Consider the following 20,351-nt stretch of genomic DNA (forward strand, 5'->3'; position numbering starts at 1 on the left):
TCTATGGGTCGTTCTATTTTGTTGGCCAGCCTCTGGGGTTTTAGATACGGGCGGGGGGCCGAGCCGGGGGGCCCCCGGCGCCAGCGCTGCATGCAGCCGCCGGAACAGGGCGGCATGTGGAGGAGGGATGGCGCATGCGCAAGGACGGCACGCCCTTCTGGGCGAACGTCGCCATGACGGCCCTGCGCGACAGCAACAACGTGTTGATCGGCTTCGGTACCGTGATCAGCGATGTGAGCGACAAGAAGGCCGCTCACGACGCCGTGCTGAAAAGCGAGCGGAACTTCCGCCTGCTCGTTCAGGGCGTCACCGACTACGCCATCTTCATGCTGTCGCCCGACGGGCATATCACCAGCTGGAATGCGGGGGCGCGGCGCATCAAGGGCTATACCGAGGACGAGATCATCGGTTCGCATTTTTCGCGTTTCTATACGCCCGAGGACGTTGCGGCCGGTGTGCCGTTCCGGGGCCTGGAGACGGCCCGGCGCGAAGGACGATTCGAGGCCGAAGGCTGGCGCGTGCGGCGCGACGGAAGCCGCTTCTTCGCGCACGTCATCATCGATGCCATCTACGAGGACGGTGAACCTGTCGGGTTTGCGAAGGTCACCCGCGACATCACGGAGCGACAGCGCGCCAGCGAGCAGCTCGAGCAAACGCAAAGAGCGCTGTTCCAGGCCCAGAAGATGGAAGCACTGGGCAAGCTCACGGGCGGCGTGGCGCACGATTTCAACAACGTGCTGCAAGTTCTGCGGGGCAACCTCGAACTGCTTGAGAGCCGGTATGGCCGTGATGGCTGGAGCGCCGAGCGGCTGGGTAACGCCATCGATGCCGTAGACCGGGGTGCCAAGCTTGCCGCGCAGTTGCTCGCCTTCGGTCGTCAGCAGCCGCTTGCGCCCGTCGTGATCAATCCGGCGCGCCAACTGCGCGCCATGGACGATTTGCTGCGGCGGGCACTGGGCGAGGCGATCGAGATCGAATCGGTGGTCGCGGGCGGACTGTGGAATATCGCGGTTGATCCGCATCAGCTGGAAAACGTCATCCTGAATCTGGCGATCAACGCGCGGGATGCGATGCCCGACGGCGGCAAGCTCACGCTGGAACTCTCCAATGCCACGCTCGATGACGACTACGTGGTCTCGATTCCCGATGTGCCGGCTGGGCAGTACGTCATGCTGGCCGTTACGGATACCGGCACGGGCATGGGCCCCGAAGTCATGGAGCGGGCGTTCGACCCCTTCTTCAGCACCAAGCCCGAGGGGGCCGGCACGGGGCTCGGGCTCAGCATGGCCTATGGTTTCGTCAAGCAGAGCGGCGGCCATATCCGGCTGTACAGCGAGGTCGGGGAGGGCACGACCGTCCGGGTCTATCTGCCCCGCTCCACCGGCACGGCGGTCGAGCCTGCACGCGGCAACGCGCGCGGGCTCAGGCACGGCAACGAGACGATCCTCGTCGTGGAAGACGAAGCAAAGGTCCGCGAAACCGTGGTCGATCTGCTGAGCGGCCTCGGCTATGCCGTGCTCAAGGCCAACAATGCAGAGCAAGCGCTGGCCGTGGTCGAGAGCGGCGTGCATATCGACCTGCTCTTCACCGACGTGGTCATGCCCGGTGCCCTGCGCAGTACGGAGATGGTGCGCAGGGCGGTTCAGACACTGCCCGCGCTGAAGGTGCTTTACACCTCCGGCTACACGCAGAACGCCATCGTGCATGGCGGCCGGCTCGACCCGGGCGTCGAGTTGCTGAGCAAGCCTTACAGCCGGCAACAGCTCGCGTTCAAGATTCGCCAGGTGCTTGGAAACGACGCGGTGGAAGCGACCGGCCCCGAGACAGAAGAGACGGGGCGCGGTCTCGACACGGGCGCGGTATGGGAGCCGGCACGCTTGCGCATCCTCGTGGTGGAAGACGATGCTTCACTGCGTGGCGCGGTTTGCGAGCTATTGACACTCATCGGGATCACGCCCAAGCAGGCGGCCAGCGGCGCGCAGGCGCTCGAAGCCCTGCGCGCAGGGTCTTTCGACATTCTGTTGACTGATGTGGTCATGCCCGACATGTCCGGCATTGAACTCGCGCAGCGCGCGTTCGCATCGCATTCAGACCTGCGGGTGGTCTTCGCTTCCGGAAACCCGATCCCCGACCATGACAGCTTTGCGTTCAAGTGGTCGGCGCTTCGCAAGCCATACACGCTCGATCAGTTGCAGCAGGCGCTGCAATCGATGATGGCGCTTGAGCGGCTGGCCACCGATACGTAGCCGAGCGTGGAGCTTTGCACGCGGTGTTCGGGCCTCAAAGGGCCGTGTTTCGCAGTGAAAGACCCGTGCGCGGCATCCCAACCGCGGGGCGCCGCTGTTTCCGCTCGAAATTTTCGACCTCCGAGAGTCGTGCCCCAGGGCCAAACCGTCGACCGCGAGCCTCGAACCGTGGCGTTCCAGTGTTTGAAGCTGGAACACGGCGCTCAGACACTGAACATTTGAACCTCGAAGAGTCGAACACGAGGTTCGGACCGTGGAACGCGACTGTCTGACCCTGATGTTCGACGCTCGCACTGTCGCACACGCGTGTCTGGGCGTCAGGCGCGAGGCTCCGAGCATGGCGCTTGAGTGTCTGAAGGTCGAGCTTGACCACTCCGGGCGTGGAGCTTGAGGGTTTGGGGGTGGGATGTAGCACGCTGGGCGCCGTGCCCGGCAAATCAGACATGGGCTGCCGGGCTCGTCGCTATAATCTTTCCCGCTGCCGCACCAACGGTGGGCGGGCGTGGAAACCCGACATTGACCCAAGGCGGACAGCATTCTTGTCCGAGAGCGCTCACGCACGCCTGTCCTATGGCGGGCCGGGCGGAGCAGCCTTCGGGCTGGCTGGCTTCCTTGGGTGTCAGTTTTCCACCTCCGCTGTCGGGCCCGCCACCCTCACGTGGAAATGAGCGGCGGGTCTCCCACTACCCAAGGAGGCTCTATGCCAATCGCTTCATACCCCTCTCCACCACCGTCCGCCCCTCGGGCACACGCCACGTCGGCGGCAGCAGGCAAGCTCACCAAGAATCGGATTTACCTGAACGGCGCGCTCGCGGCGCAGGCCTACCTCAAGCGCATGCGCACGGCGATGTGCACGCATGGCCAATGCCGGCCCGGCATGCTGCGCGAGCAGCTCCAGAGCTTCTCGGCTCACAGTTTTCCGCCTGCCTTCGTGAAGGGCTTTGTCGATGCGATCGATGTGTACGTGTCGATGTCGCTGTGGGGCCGCGACGTCGATCCGCAAGCATGGGATGTGCTGGCAGTGATCGAACGGCGTGGCTATAGCGAACAGTAACGATGGGTTGGCGCACGCCTCGCAAGTCGACAGCCATCGGACGCGTCACGGGGCGGCCGCTTCTCCGCCCTGCGGCGCGACTTCGATACGCTGGCCCCGCTCAGGTTGCGCGCGCCGGCTTGCGTCCTGACGGGCGATCACGTCAGCGAGTTTGAGTCCGCCCTGAGCAAAGCTGTGCGGCGATCATGGCGACGCGTGCGCCATAGCGGCGTGCCGTTTCGAGGTCTCCTGGCGACATCTCTTCCGGCGAGGCATCGGCGGGCGTCTGCGCCATCGGCGCGATGTACGATCCCATGCGGTTCAGGTCGTCGCGCTTCCAGGCTTTCACGTTTGCAGGCTTGGTATCCATGCTGACCCAGATGCCGCCGTGCTGCCCGACCCGCGCCCTGAGCCCCTGGCGGCGTCGCTGGTGGTGGCCCATCGGCGCAACCTCTCGCCGCGCGTTCGGGCTTTCATGGCGTGGATCGAAGGGGTATTGGCGCCGTATCTTGATTGAGCGGCGCGGCTCCGCCGCCAGCATCCTTCCCTTGCGGCCTAGCAAGAGCCGTCCGGGTGGGGAGGCTGTCGGGCCTTCCACCCGTGTGGCACCTGGGTCGTCTGCGCGGCGTGCCTTGCTCGACTAGCTCAACGTCGAATCATCATCCGAATAATCGCCGCCGCCCAAGTCGCTGTCGTCGATCAGCCCAAGGCTGTCACTGTCATCGCGCGATGCTGTGTGGGTATTGCCGCTGCCGCTGTCGCCGTCGTAGTAATTGTTGATGACCGTTTCCGTGGAGCCGCCCATCAGCGGTTGCTGGCCGAAGAAACCGCCCCCACCTCTGTTGTGGTGGAACATGTTTTCGATGCCCTGGAATAGGAGCGCGCCGCCGGCCACGCCGGCTGCCGTGGTGGCGACGCTGCCGAGCGTGCTGCCCAGGCCGCCGCTGAAGAAACCCGAGCGCGCGGGTTGTGCCGGGGCCGGCTGGACCTGCGGCGGCATCTGCATGGGGGCGGCTTGCTGCGGGGCGTACGCGGGGTTGGGCGCGGGGCTGTTGGCGTGGCTGCCCCAGTTGTTGGCCGAGTCCATGAACGACGTGCTGCGGCCGGCTTGCGCCGCCTGCAACTGGTTCTGCAGCGTGGCGATTTGCGCTTGCGCCGATGCCAGCGCCTGATCGAGCAGCATGGCGCGCTGCACGAGCAGATAGGCTGCGTCCGGCTGGCGGGCCACGGCGTCCAGGATGCGGGCTTCGGCCTGCGGGTCCTTGGCCCCGGCGCGCGCTTGCGTCAGTTGGGCCAGGAAGTTTTCCAGCGCTTGCTGTTCTTGCGGGGACATGGTGTGGGGTCCTATCTGGGTGGGTGCGACGTGACCAAGTTAGGGGCCAAGTCTTAAACAAAAATTAAGGCCGCGCAGGTTCTTGTGTAACGGCCTGTAACCCTAGGCGGCGGGGCGGTACTGGCTGGGGTGGGTGCCGGACAGTGCACGCGGCGCCGCCCGGTTCGGTGTAAACCCCGGGGCGCCGTCCGAGCAAATTACTTTACAACTAAACTATTCATGACTAATGTAATACCGCATTGAACGCGGAGCCGTTGTCATGAAGATCGTCTGTATTGGTGGTGGGCCGGCTGGCCTGTACTTTGCCCTGCTGATGAAGTTGCAGGACCCGTCGCACGACATCACTGTGGTGGAGCGCAACCGGCCGTATGACACCTTCGGCTGGGGTGTGGTCTTCTCCGACCAGACGCTGGGCAACCTGCAACGCGCCGACGCCAAGAGCGCCGCGCAGATCCTCGACGCCTTCAACCATTGGGACGACATTGAAGTCCACATCCGCGGCCAGGTGGTGCGCTCGGGCGGTCATGGTTTTTGCGGTATCGGGCGCAAGCGCCTGCTGAACATCCTGCAGGCGCGCTGCGAGGAAGAGGGCGTCAAGCTCGTCTTTGAAACCGATGTGCAGGATGACACGGCCTATGCCGATGCCGACCTCATCATCGCCAGCGACGGCCTGAACAGCCGCATCCGCACCAAGTACGCCGCCACGTATCAGCCCGATATCGACATGCGCCGCTGCCGCTTTGTCTGGCTGGGCACGCACAAGCTGTTCGAGGCCTTCACGTTTGCGTTTGAAGAAACCGAGCACGGCTGGTTTCAGGCGCACGCGTACCGTTTTGACGACGAGACCTCCACCTTCATCGTCGAGGCGCCGGAAGAGGTGTGGCGCAAGGCGGGGCTGGAGACGATGGAGAAGGAAGACGCCATTGCCTACTGCGAGCGCCTGTTCGCCAAGTACCTCGACGGCAACAAGCTGATCTCCAACGCCACGCACCTGCGGGGCTCTGCACAGTGGATTCGGTTTCCGCGCGTGGTGTGCCGGCACTGGGTGCATACCAACACGCATGGCACGCCGGTCGTGCTGATGGGCGATGCCGCGCACACGGCGCATTTCTCGATCGGCTCGGGCACCAAGCTGGCGCTGGAAGATTCCATTGAACTCGCCCGCAGCATCAGTCAGTACCCCGGCGATCTGCGCGGCGCGTTGGAACACTATGAAGCCGTGCGCAGCGTGGAAGTGCTGCGCATTCAGAACGCGGCGCGCAACTCGACCGAATGGTTTGAAAACGTGGCGCGTTACGCCAGCCTGCCGACCGAGCAGTTTGCGTATTCGCTGCTCACGCGCAGCCAGCGTATCAGCCACGAAAACCTGCGCCAGCGCGACCGCGCCTATCTCGAATCGTTTGAAGACTGGATTGCCGAGCAGGCGGGTGCCCAACGCGGCCCGCAGCACGGCCCGGTGCCGCCGATGTTCACGCCGTTCACGGTGCGTGGGGTCACGCTCAAGAACCGCGTGGTGGTGTCGCCCATGGCGCAGTACTCGTGCGAAGACGGCCAGCCTGCCGACTACCACCTCGTGCACCTGGGCGCGCGCGCCATGGGCGGTGCGGGTCTTGTGATGGCCGAGATGACGTGTGTGTCGCCGGACGCGCGCATCACCCCGGGTTGCCCGGGTTTGTGGAACGCCGAGCAGCGCGATGGCTGGGCGCGCATCGTGCAGTTCGTGCATGCCAACAGCGATGCGAAGCTCGGCATCCAGCTCGGCCACGCGGGCGCCAAGGGTTCGACGCGCGTGGCGTGGGAGGGCATCGATCTGCCGCTGGAAGACGGGCAGAACTGGCCGCTGATCTCCGCATCGCCCCAGCAGTATCTGGACGGCGTGAGCCAGTGGTCGCACGCCATGACGCGCGACGACATGGACCGCGTGCGTGACGATTTCGTCCACTCGGCGCGGCTGGCGGCAGAGGCCGGCTTCGACTGGCTGGAGCTGCACTGCGCGCACGGCTATTTGCTGTCGTCGTTCATCTCGCCGCTGACGAACCAGCGCAATGACGCGTACGGCGGCGCGCTGGAAAATCGGCTGCGCTTTCCGCTCGAAGTCTTCCACGCGGTGCGCGAGGTGTGGCCGAGCACCAAGCCGATGTCGGTGCGTATTTCCGCGCATGACTGGGTGGAAGGCGGCATCACGCCGGACGATGCGGTGGAGATCGCCCGCCTCTTCAAGGCCGCAGGCACGGACATGATCGATTGCTCGTCGGGCCAGGTCAGCAAGAAAGAACAGCCGGTGTACGGCCGCATGTTCCAGACGCCGTTTGCCGACCGCGTGCGCAACGAGGCCGGCATCGCCACCATCGCTGTGGGCGCCATCTCCGAGGCGGACCACGTCAACAGCATCATCGCCGCCGGTCGTGCCGACCTGTGCGCCGTGGCGCGCCCGCACCTGGCCAACCCGGCCTGGACGCTGAACGAAGCCGCGCGCATCGGTTATCTCGACATGCCGTGGCCCAAGCAGTACCGCGCAGGCAAGTTGCAGCTGGAGCGCAACCTGGAGCGCGAGCGTGCGATGGCGGCACAGGCGGCAGGGCTGTCGCCGCTGGAGCAGGCCAACCGCATGCAGGGGGTTTGAGATGGCGATGCCAGCCACTGCCATGCTCACTGGACACCACGCCGTCGTCACCGGCGCAGGGCGCGGGATTGGCGCTGCAATTGCCGCACACCTCGCTGCGCAGGGCGCCACGCTCACGCTGATAGGCCGCAACGCGGCGGTGCTGGAAGCGACGGCCAAGACGTTGCCGGACAGCGCCCGCGCGCAGGTCGTCACGTGTGACGTGACTGAGGCGGCGAGTGTGTCAGCGGCGTTCGAATCCGCCCGCGTTGGGCTCGGGCCCATCTCCATCCTCGTCAACAACGCGGGGCAGGCGGAAAGCGCACCGTTTGCCAAGACAACGCTTTCTCAGTGGCAGCGCATGCTGGCCGTCAACCTGACAGGCACCTTCCTGTGTACGCAGGCGGCGCTGGCAGATGTGCAGGCCTGCGGCCGCGGCCGCATCGTCAACATCGCCAGCACGGCAGGGCAGCGCGGCTATGCGTATGTATCGGCCTACGTGGCAGCCAAGCATGGGGTGATCGGCCTCACGCGCTCGCTGGCGCTGGAGCTGGCGGCGCGCGGTGTCACCGTCAACGCAGTGTGCCCGGGCTATACGGACACCGACATCGTGCGCGAGAGCATCGACCGTATCGTCGCCCGCACCGGCCGCAGCGCAGAGGAAGCGCTGGCCGAGCTGGTGAAGGGCAACCCGCAAAGGCGGCTGATCACGCCCGATGAAGTGGCAAATGCCGTGGTGTGGTTGTGCTCCGAGGGCGCGTCGTCGATCACGGGGCAGGCCATCTCGGTGTCTGGCGGGGAGGTGATGTGAGCAAGCCACGCAAAACCGCATTGGCGACGCGCGCTTCCGGTTACCACGCGGTCGCCCAAGCGCTGGGCGATGAGCATATCGGGCTGGAAGCCCGCGCGCATGTGGATGACCACATGGACGTCAAGATCTGGCTGCGCCTCCTGGCCTGCAGCACGCAGATCGAACAGCAGATCCGCCAGCGCTTGCGCATGCGCTTCAACACCACGCTGCCGCGCTTTGACTATCTGGCGCAACTCGACCGGCATCCGGACGGCCTGCGCATGAACGTGCTGTCGCGCTATCTGATGGTGACGGGCGGCAACGTCACTGGCCTGACTGACCAATTGGAGAAGGAAGGGCTTGTCAAACGTGAGGCAGATCCGGATGATCGCCGGTCCTTTCGCGTGCTGCTGACCGACGCCGGCCGCCGCCACTTTGCCGAGATGGCTGCCGAGCACGAACGCTGGCTGATCGAGATGTTCGATGGCTTGGGACTAGCCAACAAGGACGCGCTGTATGCGCAGCTCGGCCACCTGCGCGTGCACCTGGCGCAGCGCGAGGCTGAACTGGACGCCCGCGACGATCAACTTCAAACGAACCCGACCAAACCATGACCGACCGCATTGACCCGGCCCTGCTGGCCGGCAACCGCCGCCCCCTTGCGGGCTATCAAGCCAAGCACTTCCTGTGGAGCGTGGAAAGCGGCGTTGCCACCGTCACGCTCAACCGGCCCGAGCGCAAGAATCCGCTCACGTTTGATTCGTACGCCGAGCTGCGCGACCTGTTCCATCAACTCAAGTGGGCGGATGACGTCAAGGCCATCGTGCTGGCAGGCGCGGGCGACAACTTCTGCTCCGGCGGCGACGTGCACGAGATCATCGGCCCGCTGGTGCAACTGAAGGCGCCCGAGCTGCTGATGTTTACGCGCATGACGGGCGACCTGGTCAAGGCGATGCGTGCGTGTCCGCAGCCCATCGTCGCTGCGATTGACGGCGTGTGTGCCGGCGCGGGCGCCATCCTGGCGATGTCGTCCGACCTGCGCCTGGGCACCGCACGCAGCAAGACGGCTTTCCTCTTCAACCGCGTTGGCCTGGCCGGCTGCGACATGGGCGCCTGCGCCATCTTGCCGCGCATCATCGGTCAGGGCCGCGCGAGCGAGTTGCTCTACACCGGACGGTCGATGAGCGGCGAAGAGGGCGAGCGCTGGGGCTTCTTCAACCGTCTGTGCGAACCGGCCGAGGTGCTGGTACAAGCGCAGGCCTTGGCCGCCGACCTGGCCGCCGGCCCGACCTTCGCCAACGGCATCACCAAGACGATGCTGCACCAGGAATGGACGATGACGATCGAGCAGGCGATCGAGGCCGAAGCGCAAGCCCAGGCCATCTGCATGCTGACCGAAGATTTCTCCCGGGCGTACCACGCGTTCGTCGCCAAGCAGAAGCCGGTATTCGAGGGGAACTGAGATGAGCGACAAAGATTATTTGCAGTGGCCGTTCTTTGACGACAAACACCGGCAGCTCGAAACCGAACTCGACGCCTGGGCCACGAAGCACATCCCGCATGACCACGGCCCCGATGTGGATGCCGAATGCCGGGCGCTGGTCAAATCGCTCGGGCAGGCAGGCTGGCTGCGCCACGCCGTGGGCGGTACGGCGCACGGCGGCGCGAGCGAGACCATCGACACGCGCGCCATCTGCCTGATCCGCGAGACGCTGGCGCGCCATTCCGGCTTGGCCGACTTTGCCTTTGCGATGCAGGGGCTGGGCTCGGGCGCCATCTCGTTGCATGGCACACCCGAGCAGCGCGAGCGCTATCTGACAAAGGTGGCGCGTGGGGAGGCCATCTCTGCATTTGCACTGTCTGAACCCGACGCCGGCTCCGATGTTGCCGCCATGGCGTGTGCCGCGCGTGAAGACGGCACCGACTACGTGCTCGACGGCGAGAAGACGTGGATTTCCAACGGCGGCATTGCGGACTTCTACGTCGTCTTTGCCCGCACCGGCGAGGCGCCGGGCGCGCGCGGCATCAGCGCGTTCATTGTCGCGGCTGGTACGCCGGGCTTTGAGATTGCGGAGCGTATCGACGTGATTGCCCCGCACCCGCTGGCGCGCCTGCGCTTTACCAACTGCCGCATTCCGGCAAGCCAGCGCGTGGGTGCGGCAGGCGAAGGCTTCAAGGTGGCGATGCGCACGCTGGATGTGTTCCGCACGTCGGTGGCCGCTGCGGCGCTGGGTTTTGCGCGCCGCGCGCTGGACGAAGCGCTCGCGCGTGCCACCACCCGCAAGATGTTCAACGGCGTGCTGGCGGATTTCCAGCTCACGCAGGCGAAGCTCGCGCAGATGGCCACCGCCATCGACAGCGCCGCGCTGCTGACCTACCGCGCCGCCTGGCAGCGCGACCAGGGCCGCAACGTGACGCGCGAGGCCGCCATGGCCAAATTGACCGCCACCGAAAATGCGCAGCAGGTGATCGACGCCGCTGTGCAGATGTGGGGCGGCCTGGGTGTGGTGAGTGAGCAGCCGGTGGAGCGCCTGTACCGCGAGATCCGTTCGCTGCGCATCTACGAAGGTGCGACCGAGGTGCAGCAACTCATCATTGCGCGCGAACTCCTGCGCGCCGCCAAGCCCACTGCGCACTGACACGTTTTTCGAGACGGAGAGCTCACCATGCCCAGCGCCCATATCGATACCTTCGCCCGCGACCGCCTGCCGCCGGCGGAGCTGCAACCGGTGTATCGCTTTGACATGCCGGCGCTGCAGTTTCCGGTGCAGCTCAACTGCGCGACGGAACTGCTCGACCGCCGTGTTGCTGCAGGCGAGGGCGACCGCCTTTGCATTCAGGCTCCCGGCATCCGCTGGACGTATGCCGATCTGCAGGCGCATGCCAACCGCATCGCCAACGTGCTGGTCAATGAGATGGGCGTCGTGCCGGGCAACCGCGTGTTGCTGCGCTCCCCCAATAGCCCGATGCTGGCGGCCTGCTGGTTTGCGGTGATGAAAGTGGGCGCGATTGCTGTGACGACCATGCCGCTGCTGCGCGCAAAAGAGCTTGGGCAGATCCTGGGCAAGGGCGAGATCGGCTTTGCTCTGTGCGATGCGCGCCTGATCGACGAGCTGCGCGATGCGGTGGCGCAAGCCGCCAGGCCCGTGCACGTGCTGTGCTTTCACGATGACACCCCGGAAGGGCTGGAGGCCGCCATGGCACGCCAGCCGGCCACGTTCACCAACGTCGATACGGCGGCGGATGACACGTGCCTGCTCGCCTTCACGTCGGGCACCACCGGCGTGCCGAAAGCGACGATGCATTTTCATCGCGACATCCTGGCCATTTGCGCCTGCTGGCCGCCGCATGTGCTCAAGCCGCGCGCGGACGACATCTTCATCGGTAGCCCGCCGATGGCGTTTACGTTCGGGCTCGGCGGCCTGCTGCTGTTTCCGATGAGCGTGGGCGCATCGACGGTGCTGCTGGAGAAGGCATCGCCGAACGATCTGGTCGACGGCATCCGCACGTTTGGTGCGACGGTGTTGTTTACCGCCCCCACCACCTATCGCAACATCGCGGCGCGCGGGGAGGAACTGCGTGCCACGCCGCTGCGGCGCTGTGTGTCGGCGGGCGAGGCACTGCCGGTTGCCACGCGCACCCTGTGGAAGAACGCCACCGGCATCGAATTGATCGACGGCATTGGCGCGACCGAGATGCTGCATATCTTCATCTCCGCCGCCGATGCCGACGTGCGCCCCGGCGCCACCGGCAGGGCTGTCCCCGGCTATGTCGCACGGGTTGTGGATGACGCCGGCAACCCCGTGCCGTCGGGCACGGTCGGCCGCTTGGCAGTCCAGGGCCCGACGGGCTGCCGCTACCTGGCCGATGATCGCCAGCGCGCCTACGTGCGCAATGGCTGGAACCTCACGGGGGATGCCTACGTGATGGACGAGGAAGGCTACTTCCACTACCACTCGCGCACCGATGACATGATCATCTCGTCCGGCTACAACATCGCCGCACCCGAGGTGGAAGACGCGCTGATGCAGCATCCGGCCGTGGCGGAGTGTGGCGTGATCGGCGAGCCCGATGACGAGCGTGGCCAGATCGTCAAGGCGTTCGTCGTATTGCATCCGGGCCACACGGCGGGGCCGGAGATGGTCAAGACGCTGCAGGACTTCGTGAAGCAGACGGTGGCTCCATACAAGTACCCGCGCGCCATCGAGTTCCGCGCGAGCCTGCCGCGCAGTGAAGTCGGCAAGCTGCTGCGCTATCGCCTGCGTGAGCACGTCAAACCATGAGTGGCTACCATTTCGAGCGCGCCGCGCGCATCCGCTTCGCGCATTGCGACCCGGCCGGCATCGTCTACTTTCCGCAATACCTCGTGCTGTTCAACGGCCTGGTCGAAGACTGGTTTACCGACGGGCTGGGCATCTCTTATGCGCAGATGCTGGGCCCGCGCCGCATCGGCCTGCCCATCGTCAAGCTGCACTGCGAGTTCAGTGCCATCAGCCGCATGGGCGACGACGTGCAGTTCAAGCTGAAGCTGGAGCGGCTCGGCAATGCATCGCTGACGTTAGGCCTCGATTGCTGGGCCGGCAATGAACAGCGCGTGCGCTCGCAGCAGGTGCTGGTGTTTACCGATCTCAATACGCATCGCGCGATGCCGATGCCGCCCGATGTGCGGCAGGCGATCGAGACGAGCGTTCAACAGTCGCAATAGAACTAGAAGGAATCGCATCATGGAAGTACTCCTCCCTCCCAACTGGCCGCGTCCGAAGGGCTATGCCAACGGTGTGTCCGCGCGCGGGCGCATGGTCTTCGTGGCCGGCATGATCGGCTGGGACGCGCAGGGCGCTTTCCACACAGATGACCTTGCCGGCCAAGTGCGGCAGGCACTGCAGAACATCGTCGACGTGCTTGCCGCCGGCAATGCCAGGCCCGAGCACATCGTGCGCATGACGTGGTACGTGACCGACAAGAAAGCCTACGTGGCAGCCTACCCCGAGATCGGCAAGGCGTTCCGCGAGCTGATCGGCAGCTTCAGCATTGCGATGACGGCGGTGGAGGTGGCGGCGCTGGTGGAAGACCGCGCCAAGGTGGAGATCGAGGTGACGGCGGTGGTGCCGGATTAGTTCTGTTCGTGCGCGTAACGGAAGACAAAAAAGTCTGTACCTGTACAAAAAAGTCTGCACCGACAGCGGGGTTGGGGACAGTTGACGCCAGTCCGTTCTGAACCAACTCCGGCACTTCTGTTTCGCCCTGTAGCACCTTAGCGTGCGTGCGTCAGGTTGCGCACTGTAGCTCCGCGTCCGTAGTCACCAAGCGACCGCCTAGGTAACAAAGGCAGCAAGCGCGGCGAAAAAATAGCCGAACTACCGTCGGCCGAGTGACAGGCGCTTCGGCGCCTACTCTTCTTCAGTCGGCCAATCCAATGGTCGCTCCCACAAACGTAGCTCGGCAAACACTGCCGAATCCCAGCTCGTTCATTCCCGCCAAGACGGGCCTGTGGATGCGCTGGCTGGAGAACAGCCAGCCCCGATTCACGAAAAGTGATAGTGACGACTTCAAGCGCGGCGTCGCGGGGAGGTGCACATCGCCGTTCTTTTCACTGTGGTGTGACACCAGGGTTCAGGCCGATGGTCGATCCGGCAACAGACGTACGGCGTGTGCTGCGAGGCGAGTCATCTCGTCTACGCTCAAGCCATCACGAGCTTGGATCGACATGCCTTCCAGCATGGTGTTGAGTGCGGCCGCCAGCGACTTGATGTCGGTCCGGGCGGGCAGTTGCCCCTCCTTGACTGCGCGTCTGAGTCGCTTGACGAAGAGTTCCTTGCCTTGTTGACGTAGTTGTTCGATGGCCTCGCTCACCTCGACGGACTCGGGTGAGACATTGACTGCTGCCAGGGCCACTAAGCAACCGCAGGGCGCATCCGGCGACAGCAGGATGTGGGCCGAGGCCTCGAAAAAATCCCCGATTGCTCGGTACACGTCGGGCTCGGTGTTCATTGCGTCCCAGATGGCATCCCAGTAGGTGCGCTCGTAGAAGTCCACTGCCTCCAAAAACAGCTTTGCCTTGTTGTTGAAGGCTGCATAAAGGCTGGGCGGGTTAATCCCCATCGCCGCGCATAGCTCAGTCACTGAGGCGAGTTCGTAGCCGCGATGCCAGAACACGTCCAATGCACGAGTGAGAGCCTCGTCGCGGTCGAAGCCGCGCGGACGCCCCTTTCTGCGCTGGGTTGTCCAAGGGGGTTCGGTGTTGGGCATGGTTTCTCTTGCCCCGCGTTCGCGACGGGCTTGACGGAATCTATAGTGGTCATTATACAATTCCAAACTTCTGTAGTAATCGATACAGATTTATGCGAGCGCGGTTGATTTCTCATCCGCGCTCAGCAAGAGGTCAGAGGAATTGGCATTCATGTGGCAGGCACATTGATTCGGCCACCGTGTTGGTCGAGTTCGTTCGTGCGCTCCACGCCATAGACGTCGCGTTTGATTTCCAAACTTCAACCAGGAGCAACACCGTGAGCAAACCTACCTACGTCCAGGAATACAAGGCGATCGTCGATGTGCTGAACCAGTACAACGAAGGTGGCAAACAAGCCAAGAGCAGCATCATGAAGCCGGCCTTCAACGAGCAGGCCACGATCTTCGGCGTCGATGCTGACGGCAAACTCAGCGGTGGCGCCATCCAGGGGCTGTTCGACACCATCGACAGCGCTTTCCGCCCGTCGCCGGAAGCTCAGGGCGTGATCGTCAATATCGACATTGTTGGCACGGCCGCCAGCGCGCGCATCGACACCAACGACATTTCGGGGTTTTGCTTCACCGACTTCTTCAATCTGCTGAAGGTCGAGGGAAAGTGGACGGTGGTCAGCAAGATTTACCACACCCATGTGGCCCCTTGATCTGACGGTGCGAGCGGGCCAGCGCGCTTGTCGAGCCCTCCGGCGCAGGCCGGGTCCGTTTCTCACTTTAGAAAGAATGCTGCCATGACCAGCCTGGGCCGCAGGACGTGACCCAGTTCGCCGCTTTCACCATGGCGCTGCCGCGCCACGTCTTTCGGTGGCAGATCACGTACTGTTGACCCGCGGCGCATGTCAGGGCTGCACAGTAGCCCTGTAGATCGTTCAATTGCTGAAATAAAGGAAACACATGTCAATCACCCGCAATCCCGCCCTGGCGTCGAGCGCAACAAGTCTTCTGATTGTTGGTACCAAGAAGCGTTTCGATGCCGTGAAGCGTCTGGTCGTAGGCGGTCTGTGCACAGCAGTGCTGGGGGGCGCTGCCTCTGTCTATGCCACGGAGAGCTTGAGGCCCGACCCAGGCATTCAATCGACGGAGAAGAAGCAGATCATGCCCAAGAACAACAAGGTGGTGCCGACGGCCGAATATAACGCGGTGATTGCCGTTGCTCAGAAGTATGTTGACGGGCTGCGCAGCGGCAGCGTCGAGGGTGTCGCCGAGGCGTTTCACAAGGACGCCGTCATGTATGGCTTCACCAACGGCAAACTGCTCGGCGGCTCGATTCGCAACCTGTTTGACTTCGTCAAGCAGAACGGTAAAGCGCCAGACATCACCACGCGTCTGGACGTGCTGGCGATTACGCCGACCACCGCCGTAGTGCGAGTGGACATGGAAAAGGACGCCATCGGCGCCGATTACAACGACTACCTGACGCTGATCAAGATCGATGGCAACTGGAAGGTAATCGCCAAGGTTTATCACCAGTTCGAGGGTTGATTCGCACCGCTGGTCGGTTGTGCATCCCTGGCGCGCAACTGGCCAGCGGCGATCGGGGTGTCACATGCATACCACTCCTACTATTGCTGAACGGCTGAACGGCTGAACGCGGCGATCGATCAAGCAATCGCCGACGCGCGCATTGTAGGCACGGTGGTTCTGGTCAGCCGGGACGACGAACGGATCTATCAACGCGCAGCGGGGCTGGCCGACCGCGAGAGCGGTCAGCTCATGCAAGACGATCTCATCTTTTCCGGCTCGCCTCGGTCACCAAACCTATCGTCTCAGTCGCAGCCATGCGGAGGTCCGGCCAGGCTCAGCAGGAGGTAGATCATCTATTGACCAGGTTGACGCGCAGGAACCCACGCGCTGCTCAACCCGTTGCCTGAAGCGAAATCAAGTCGGATTCCCTTCAGGACGGCTGGGCGTCTAACAGCGTAGGAAGGGGCGCCGCCAAGCACCCGACGCAGGCGGGATTCGGTCAGGCCCGCTCCATGAAGCCGCGGCGTTCCGAGTCTGACTGCTTTCCTCAAGCTAGCGGCGCTACATCGACTCGGGTCGCCATTCTGCGTGCTCACCGGGCGTAAATCGTTTGCATCGGAAAAGTAAATAATATTTGTGCTCATCAAAAATACATATTGTTTTTATTTTTCTATTGCGAGCCCTAGGATCACTGCACAACAAGCTGTGCTCAGCTACACAACGCGAGCCTCGGCAATGTCCCTAGACGCAACGCGCCACGAGCATCAGCTCACAGTGATGAGATGCAATCAGATGTCGCCATCTGACCTCTAAGGATCTGCCCGAGGCCTAATCACGCCAAACGTCTCGATGCATTTGCGCATGCCGCCGTGCAATGAGCGGACGTTGGCACCAGTGAGCCGAGGGATAGACCCTGAAAGGAGGAAGCAAGCGATGAGAATGACAACACTGGCAAGGCGTTGGGTTCTGCCCTTCACCATTGCGATTTCATCTCTGTTGGCCGGTTGCGGCGGCGGAGACGACAATCAAAGCGTACTAACGGCAGGCGCAGCCGCTACCGGCGACGACTACAGTGCGCAAGTGGCGCAACAGATCTTGAGCAGCGGCGGCAACGCCGTTGATGCAGCAGTTGCTACCGCGTTCACGTTGGCTGTGACCTATCCCGAGGCAGGCAATATCGGTGGCGGCGGCTTCATGAACATCTATATGGACGGCAAAGCGTACTTCCTCGATTACCGGGAAGTAGCACCGACTGCTGCAACGAAGGATTTCTACACACAGTTCAAGGACGCTAGTGGAAAGCAGGACCCGAATAGCAGCGTGCTAGGTGCGCAGGCGGTGGGTGTGCCGGGTACGGTCATGGGCCTTTGGGAAGCGCAAAAGAAATTCGGGCGCTTGTCGTGGCAGCAAGTCGTGTCGCCTGCAATTGCGTTGGCACGCGACGGATACTACCCTTCCCAGCAGTCCGTTGATTGGGTCAAATGGGTTGATACCACCTTCCAAGGCGTGCCGTATCCAAGCAATCTGGATGCCTATTTCGGGGGCATGAAGGCGGGCGATCTGTTCAAGCAACCGGAGTTGGCGGCCACGCTCGAGCGCATCTCCGCCGGCGGCGCCGATGAGTTCTACAAGGGAAAAACGGCCGACCTGCTGGTGGCGTCAATGACGCAGGATGGAGGCAAGGGCATTATCACCAAAGACGACCTCGCCGCCTACAAGGTGGTCTGGCGTGAACCGATCTCATTCAGCTGGCAGGGCATGACGGTGTTGACGGCGCCGCCACCAAGTTCAGGTGGTATCGCATTGGCGCAATTGCTCGGTATGAAATCGGATCTGAAGAGCAGTCTGTTCACAGGTGTGCCTGTCAACAGTGCTCAGTACATCCACCTGAATGCCGAGATGATGAAGCGAGTCTTTGCCGATCGAGCACAGTACCTGGGCGACCCCGCGTTTGTCAGCGTGCCCGTGACCGGTCTGCTGGATTCTGCCTACATCGCTCGGCGTGCGGCTGAAGTGAATCCGACGTCGATCACGCCGACCGCAAATGTCCAGCCTGGCAATCCGCAATTCCATACGACGCACTACTCCATCGTCGACAAATGGGGCAATGCGGTCTCGAACACCTACACGCTGAACAATCCCTATGGCAGTGCAGTGGTGGTCAAGGGTGCTGGGTTCGCACTGAACGACGAGATGGACGACTTTGCCACCGTGCCGGGTCAGCCGAACGCGCTGGGCGTGATCGGTGGCGATGCCAACGCTGTGGCGCCAGGAAAGCGGCCGCTGTCATCGATGTCCCCGACCATCATGCTCAAGGATGGCAAGGTCGCCATGGTACTCGGCACGCCCGGCGGCTCACACATCTTCACCAACCTGTACCAGGTACTGACCGACGTGTACGACTTCGGCATGGACCTGGAAAGCGCGGTCAAGAACCGCCGTTTCCATCATCAGTTGCCTCAAGGGACGGTGATTCAGGATGAGCCCTACGCGCCGCTTCCAGCATCACTGGTTTCTGATCTGGCGACACGCGGTTATTCAGTCACGACATCTTTCTTCAATACCGACGTGCAGGCCATCCAAGTGCTGGGACGCGATCCGGTGCCCGTCTCAGACCCGCGCGGGCGGGGGCGATCTGTCATAGCAAACTGAGAGGGGTAGTTCAGAAAGCACCAAGGACTTCACTCGTCCCACGCTTCTTTCCTGAGGCGTGGGATTTTCTTTGTGCCGGGGCGAAGCAAGATGGAGTGGCGCATATATCGACAGTGATGCGGGTAGCGCGGGACGTCCTGAGGAAATTTGATGAAACGCAGAGGCCATCGTGCAATCGGGCCGCGAGGCATTGAGGATCGACCGCCTGATAGCTTGGCAAGCTCAGGCGGCGCGATGGCGCGGTCGTGAGAGAACGGCCATTGGAATTTCGAAGGTGCCGACCCACGATGGCGAAGCTTGCATTACATTGCCGGTGGGCATTTTTATGCTATCGGTGAACCGCTGTCTATTGCGGAGCTGGGGAACGCACCATAGGTGCATGGGGTCCTTCGTGAGGTTGAGGCTCGCGCTGATCGTGTTACGAAGCCACCGCCGATCAGCGCACATCGAATAATTCAGAAGGCCCCCGGCACGTGCCGGATCAGTTGAGTACGTCGGCGCCAACTAGGCCACGATCACTTCGCGTCGTGCACACCGGACATCCAGCTCCACTTCGTCACCAGTAATCGGGGGCCTGCGCGCGGTGTACCACCACGCTTTCGCGCACCAGTTTGCCCAGACTGCCGAGCAGCGCAAGTTCCTAGAGATCGGGAATGTGCAAGATGGAAGAGGGCGAGTTGGCTAGCGTCGTTCCACGATAAGCCTACCCATTCTCTGGCAGTGCATGTCGGCGTGAAGCAGTGGAAGTCAGCATCAGTATCGAAAAAAACCCGCCGGGAGGCGGGCTACAAGTTGCAACGGAAGCGGGGAGGCGTTCCGTCGACACTGTGGACGGTTAGCTACCCCCGCAGAAAAATCCCGTCAGAGTGAGGGCCCCGGTAGAGGAGGCATTCTTTCCGCCGCATTGAGGACATGGGCTTGCTCCTTCAACTAACGCGGTCGCCAAGTTGAAGGCGACCGTTAAGCTTGACTCGCTTGGCGCAAGAGGGCTTAGTCGAGCGCTCGATCGTTCGGGTTCTTGAAGAGCGCCTTCATGTCTTCTGAGAGCGGGAAGTCAAGGCTGTAGCCATTTGGCGGTACGGGTTGCGTGAACCACTTCGTGTACATCGTATTGACGGTGCCGTCTTTCATCAGTCCGGCGATGACGCCATCAGACAGCTTTTTCATCGGGGCATCATCCTTGCGGATCATGCAGCCGTAGGCCTCTCGGGTCTGCGGTTTTCCGACGACGATCCATTCCGCGGGGTTTTTCGACTTGGCACGTTCGCCATAGAGCAGCGCATCGTCGTTCATGAACGCCACGGCCCGCCCGCTTTCGACGTTGAGAAAGGATTGCCCGTGATCTTTTGCGCTGATGATGTTCATGCCCATCTTTTGGTCATCGTTCATCTTGCGCAGCAGCCGCTCCGAGGTCGTGCCTGCGGTTACGACCACGTTCTTGCCTTTGAGGTCAGCCCAGTCGTTGACACCGTATTCTTTCTTCGTCAGCAGGCGCGTGCCGATGATGAAGATCGTATTTGTGAAGGCGACCTGTTTCTGTCGCTCCACGTTATTGGTGGTCGAACCGCATTCGATGTCGATGGTTCCATTTTGCAGCAGGCTGATCCGGTTCTGCGACGTGATTGGAATTTCCCGGACCTGCAGGCCCGGCAGGTTGAGCTGCGTCTTGATCGCATCAACGATGCGCATGTTGATGTCGTAGGAATACCCGACCTGCCGTTTGCCACCCAAGTTGTAGTTGAATGGCACAGACGAGTCGCGCACGCCAAGCGAAATGATGCCGGTTTCCTTCACCTTCTGAAGGGTTCCTGTGAGTTCAGCGGCATGTGCCGATGTCCATACGCTGCTGCATGCCGCCAATGCAATAGCGGCGATCTTGATGCGTTTCATAGTCGCTCCTTTGGTTGGCCAGCTTCTTCTTTTCTTTTCTATAACTAGGTCCGACGTGAGGGGAGGGTGCCTAGGTGGCCGAAGTATAGGCACGGCCA

At 62.8% G+C, this 20,351-nt stretch carries 16 protein-coding genes and 4 pseudogenes; 16 read left to right on the plus strand and 4 right to left on the minus strand.

Annotated elements, in window-relative coordinates:
• Positions 1-59: 59 nt before the first annotated feature.
• Together R2N16_RS18160 and R2N16_RS18165 are read left to right on the plus strand one after the other, a co-directional pair.
• Positions 60-2,246 (plus strand): annotated as a pseudogene (locus R2N16_RS18160) (response regulator); the annotation flags it as partial.
• A gap of 700 nt (positions 2,247-2,946) precedes the next feature.
• Positions 2,947-3,300, plus strand: coding sequence for a hypothetical protein (locus R2N16_RS18165; protein ID WP_316667209.1), 354 nt, complete (start codon positions 2,947-2,949; stop codon positions 3,298-3,300).
• 142 nt (positions 3,301-3,442) lie between these two features.
• Here the strand turns inward: R2N16_RS18165 and R2N16_RS18170 are convergent.
• Positions 3,443-3,676: pseudogene (locus R2N16_RS18170) on the minus strand (NADPH-dependent FMN reductase); the annotation flags it as partial.
• On the opposite strand from R2N16_RS18170, the pseudogene R2N16_RS18175 reads away from it, so the two are divergent.
• Positions 3,668-3,796: pseudogene (locus tag R2N16_RS18175) on the plus strand (LysR family transcriptional regulator); the annotation flags it as partial. The pseudogenes R2N16_RS18170 and R2N16_RS18175 sit on opposite strands and share 9 nt — an antisense overlap.
• Positions 3,797-3,919: 123 nt before the next feature.
• On the opposite strand, the gene R2N16_RS18180 reads toward R2N16_RS18175, so the two are convergent.
• Positions 3,920-4,612, minus strand: coding sequence for a DUF2076 domain-containing protein (locus R2N16_RS18180; protein WP_316667211.1), 693 nt, complete (start codon positions 4,610-4,612; stop codon positions 3,920-3,922).
• 259 nt (positions 4,613-4,871) lie between these two features.
• Here R2N16_RS18180 and R2N16_RS18185 point away from each other — a divergent pair, with 259 nt between their 5' ends.
• The 8 genes from R2N16_RS18185 to R2N16_RS18220 are packed head-to-tail and all read left to right on the plus strand — an operon-like array spanning position 4,872 to position 13,121.
• The gene (locus R2N16_RS18185) at positions 4,872-7,235 is read left to right on the plus strand and encodes a bifunctional salicylyl-CoA 5-hydroxylase/oxidoreductase (protein WP_316667213.1); all 2,364 of its coding nucleotides are present in this window, start codon (positions 4,872-4,874) and stop codon (positions 7,233-7,235) included.
• Between the two features lie 7 nt (positions 7,236-7,242).
• Complete coding sequence (locus tag R2N16_RS18190; RefSeq protein WP_316667215.1) at positions 7,243-8,025, plus strand: SDR family NAD(P)-dependent oxidoreductase; 783 nt, start codon at positions 7,243-7,245, stop codon at positions 8,023-8,025.
• The gene (locus tag R2N16_RS18195; protein ID WP_316667217.1) at positions 8,022-8,618 is read left to right on the plus strand and encodes a MarR family winged helix-turn-helix transcriptional regulator; all 597 of its coding nucleotides are present in this window, start codon (positions 8,022-8,024) and stop codon (positions 8,616-8,618) included. The genes R2N16_RS18190 and R2N16_RS18195 overlap by 4 nt, the downstream gene beginning before the upstream one ends.
• On the plus strand, positions 8,615-9,466 hold the full coding sequence (locus tag R2N16_RS18200; RefSeq protein WP_316667219.1) for an enoyl-CoA hydratase family protein: 852 nt from the start codon (positions 8,615-8,617) through the stop codon (positions 9,464-9,466). The genes R2N16_RS18195 and R2N16_RS18200 overlap by 4 nt, the downstream gene beginning before the upstream one ends.
• 1 nt (position 9,467) lies before the next feature.
• Positions 9,468-10,643 carry an acyl-CoA dehydrogenase family protein gene (locus R2N16_RS18205; RefSeq protein ID WP_316667222.1) on the plus strand — a complete coding sequence of 392 codons (1,176 nt, stop codon included), beginning with the start codon at positions 9,468-9,470 and terminating at the stop codon, positions 10,641-10,643.
• Between the two features lie 27 nt (positions 10,644-10,670).
• The gene (locus tag R2N16_RS18210) at positions 10,671-12,287 is read left to right on the plus strand and encodes an AMP-binding protein (RefSeq protein ID WP_316667224.1); all 1,617 of its coding nucleotides are present in this window, start codon (positions 10,671-10,673) and stop codon (positions 12,285-12,287) included.
• A complete protein-coding gene (locus tag R2N16_RS18215; protein ID WP_316667225.1) occupies positions 12,284-12,709 on the plus strand; it encodes an acyl-CoA thioesterase in 426 nt (141 codons plus the stop codon). Before R2N16_RS18210 ends, R2N16_RS18215 begins: the two co-directional genes overlap by 4 nt.
• 19 nt (positions 12,710-12,728) lie before the next feature.
• Positions 12,729-13,121, plus strand: a complete 393-nt coding sequence (locus R2N16_RS18220; protein WP_316667227.1) for a RidA family protein — start codon at positions 12,729-12,731, stop codon at positions 13,119-13,121.
• A gap of 496 nt (positions 13,122-13,617) precedes the next feature.
• Here R2N16_RS18220 and R2N16_RS18225 read toward each other — a convergent pair whose 3' ends face one another.
• Positions 13,618-14,253, minus strand: coding sequence for a TetR/AcrR family transcriptional regulator (locus R2N16_RS18225; RefSeq protein WP_102065704.1), 636 nt, complete (start codon positions 14,251-14,253; stop codon positions 13,618-13,620).
• 257 nt (positions 14,254-14,510) lie between these two features.
• Here R2N16_RS18225 and R2N16_RS18230 point away from each other — a divergent pair, with 257 nt between their 5' ends.
• The 5 genes and pseudogenes from R2N16_RS18230 to R2N16_RS18250 form a co-directional block, all read left to right on the plus strand.
• Complete coding sequence (locus R2N16_RS18230) at positions 14,511-14,894, plus strand: nuclear transport factor 2 family protein (RefSeq protein ID WP_102065705.1); 384 nt, start codon at positions 14,511-14,513, stop codon at positions 14,892-14,894.
• A gap of 247 nt (positions 14,895-15,141) precedes the next feature.
• Complete coding sequence (locus R2N16_RS18235; RefSeq protein ID WP_219588318.1) at positions 15,142-15,729, plus strand: nuclear transport factor 2 family protein; 588 nt, start codon at positions 15,142-15,144, stop codon at positions 15,727-15,729.
• A 153-nt stretch (positions 15,730-15,882) separates the two neighbouring features.
• Complete coding sequence (locus tag R2N16_RS18240) at positions 15,883-16,059, plus strand: hypothetical protein (protein ID WP_428984144.1); 177 nt, start codon at positions 15,883-15,885, stop codon at positions 16,057-16,059.
• Positions 16,060-16,650: 591 nt separating this feature from the next.
• Entirely contained in the window at positions 16,651-18,363 is a 1,713-nt protein-coding gene (gene ggt, locus R2N16_RS18245) for a gamma-glutamyltransferase (RefSeq protein ID WP_316667234.1), read from the plus strand.
• A gap of 249 nt (positions 18,364-18,612) precedes the next feature.
• A pseudogene (locus tag R2N16_RS18250) lies at positions 18,613-18,738 on the plus strand (flavin reductase); the annotation flags it as partial.
• A 615-nt stretch (positions 18,739-19,353) separates the two neighbouring features.
• Here R2N16_RS18250 and R2N16_RS18255 read toward each other — a convergent pair.
• Complete coding sequence (locus tag R2N16_RS18255) at positions 19,354-20,253, minus strand: glutamate/aspartate ABC transporter substrate-binding protein (RefSeq protein WP_102065707.1); 900 nt, start codon at positions 20,251-20,253, stop codon at positions 19,354-19,356.
• Positions 20,254-20,351: the final 98 nt, after the last annotated feature.

Origin of the sequence: Ralstonia psammae (assembly GCF_958405935.1) — a bacterium.
GTDB classification, from domain to species: Bacteria; Pseudomonadota; Gammaproteobacteria; order Burkholderiales; family Burkholderiaceae; genus Ralstonia; species Ralstonia psammae.

Bases quoted from the DNA above. Each gene is read 5' to 3' on its own strand.
- R2N16_RS18165 (WP_316667209.1), top strand. From the start codon at position 2,947: ATGCCAATCGCTTCATACCCCTCTCCACCACCGTCCGCCCCTCGGGCA.
- R2N16_RS18180 (WP_316667211.1), bottom strand. From the start codon at position 4,612: ATGTCCCCGCAAGAACAGCAAGCGCTGGAAAACTTCCTGGCCCAACTG.
- R2N16_RS18185 (WP_316667213.1), top strand. From the start codon at position 4,872: ATGAAGATCGTCTGTATTGGTGGTGGGCCGGCTGGCCTGTACTTTGCC.
- R2N16_RS18190 (WP_316667215.1), top strand. From the start codon at position 7,243: ATGCCAGCCACTGCCATGCTCACTGGACACCACGCCGTCGTCACCGGC.
- R2N16_RS18200 (WP_316667219.1), top strand. From the start codon at position 8,615: ATGACCGACCGCATTGACCCGGCCCTGCTGGCCGGCAACCGCCGCCCC.
- R2N16_RS18205 (WP_316667222.1), top strand. From the start codon at position 9,468: ATGAGCGACAAAGATTATTTGCAGTGGCCGTTCTTTGACGACAAACAC.
- R2N16_RS18210 (WP_316667224.1), top strand. From the start codon at position 10,671: ATGCCCAGCGCCCATATCGATACCTTCGCCCGCGACCGCCTGCCGCCG.
- R2N16_RS18215 (WP_316667225.1), top strand. From the start codon at position 12,284: ATGAGTGGCTACCATTTCGAGCGCGCCGCGCGCATCCGCTTCGCGCAT.
- R2N16_RS18220 (WP_316667227.1), top strand. From the start codon at position 12,729: ATGGAAGTACTCCTCCCTCCCAACTGGCCGCGTCCGAAGGGCTATGCC.
- R2N16_RS18225 (WP_102065704.1), bottom strand. From the start codon at position 14,253: ATGCCCAACACCGAACCCCCTTGGACAACCCAGCGCAGAAAGGGGCGT.
- R2N16_RS18235 (WP_219588318.1), top strand. From the start codon at position 15,142: ATGTCAATCACCCGCAATCCCGCCCTGGCGTCGAGCGCAACAAGTCTT.
- ggt (WP_316667234.1), top strand. From the start codon at position 16,651: ATGACAACACTGGCAAGGCGTTGGGTTCTGCCCTTCACCATTGCGATT.
- R2N16_RS18255 (WP_102065707.1), bottom strand. From the start codon at position 20,253: ATGAAACGCATCAAGATCGCCGCTATTGCATTGGCGGCATGCAGCAGC.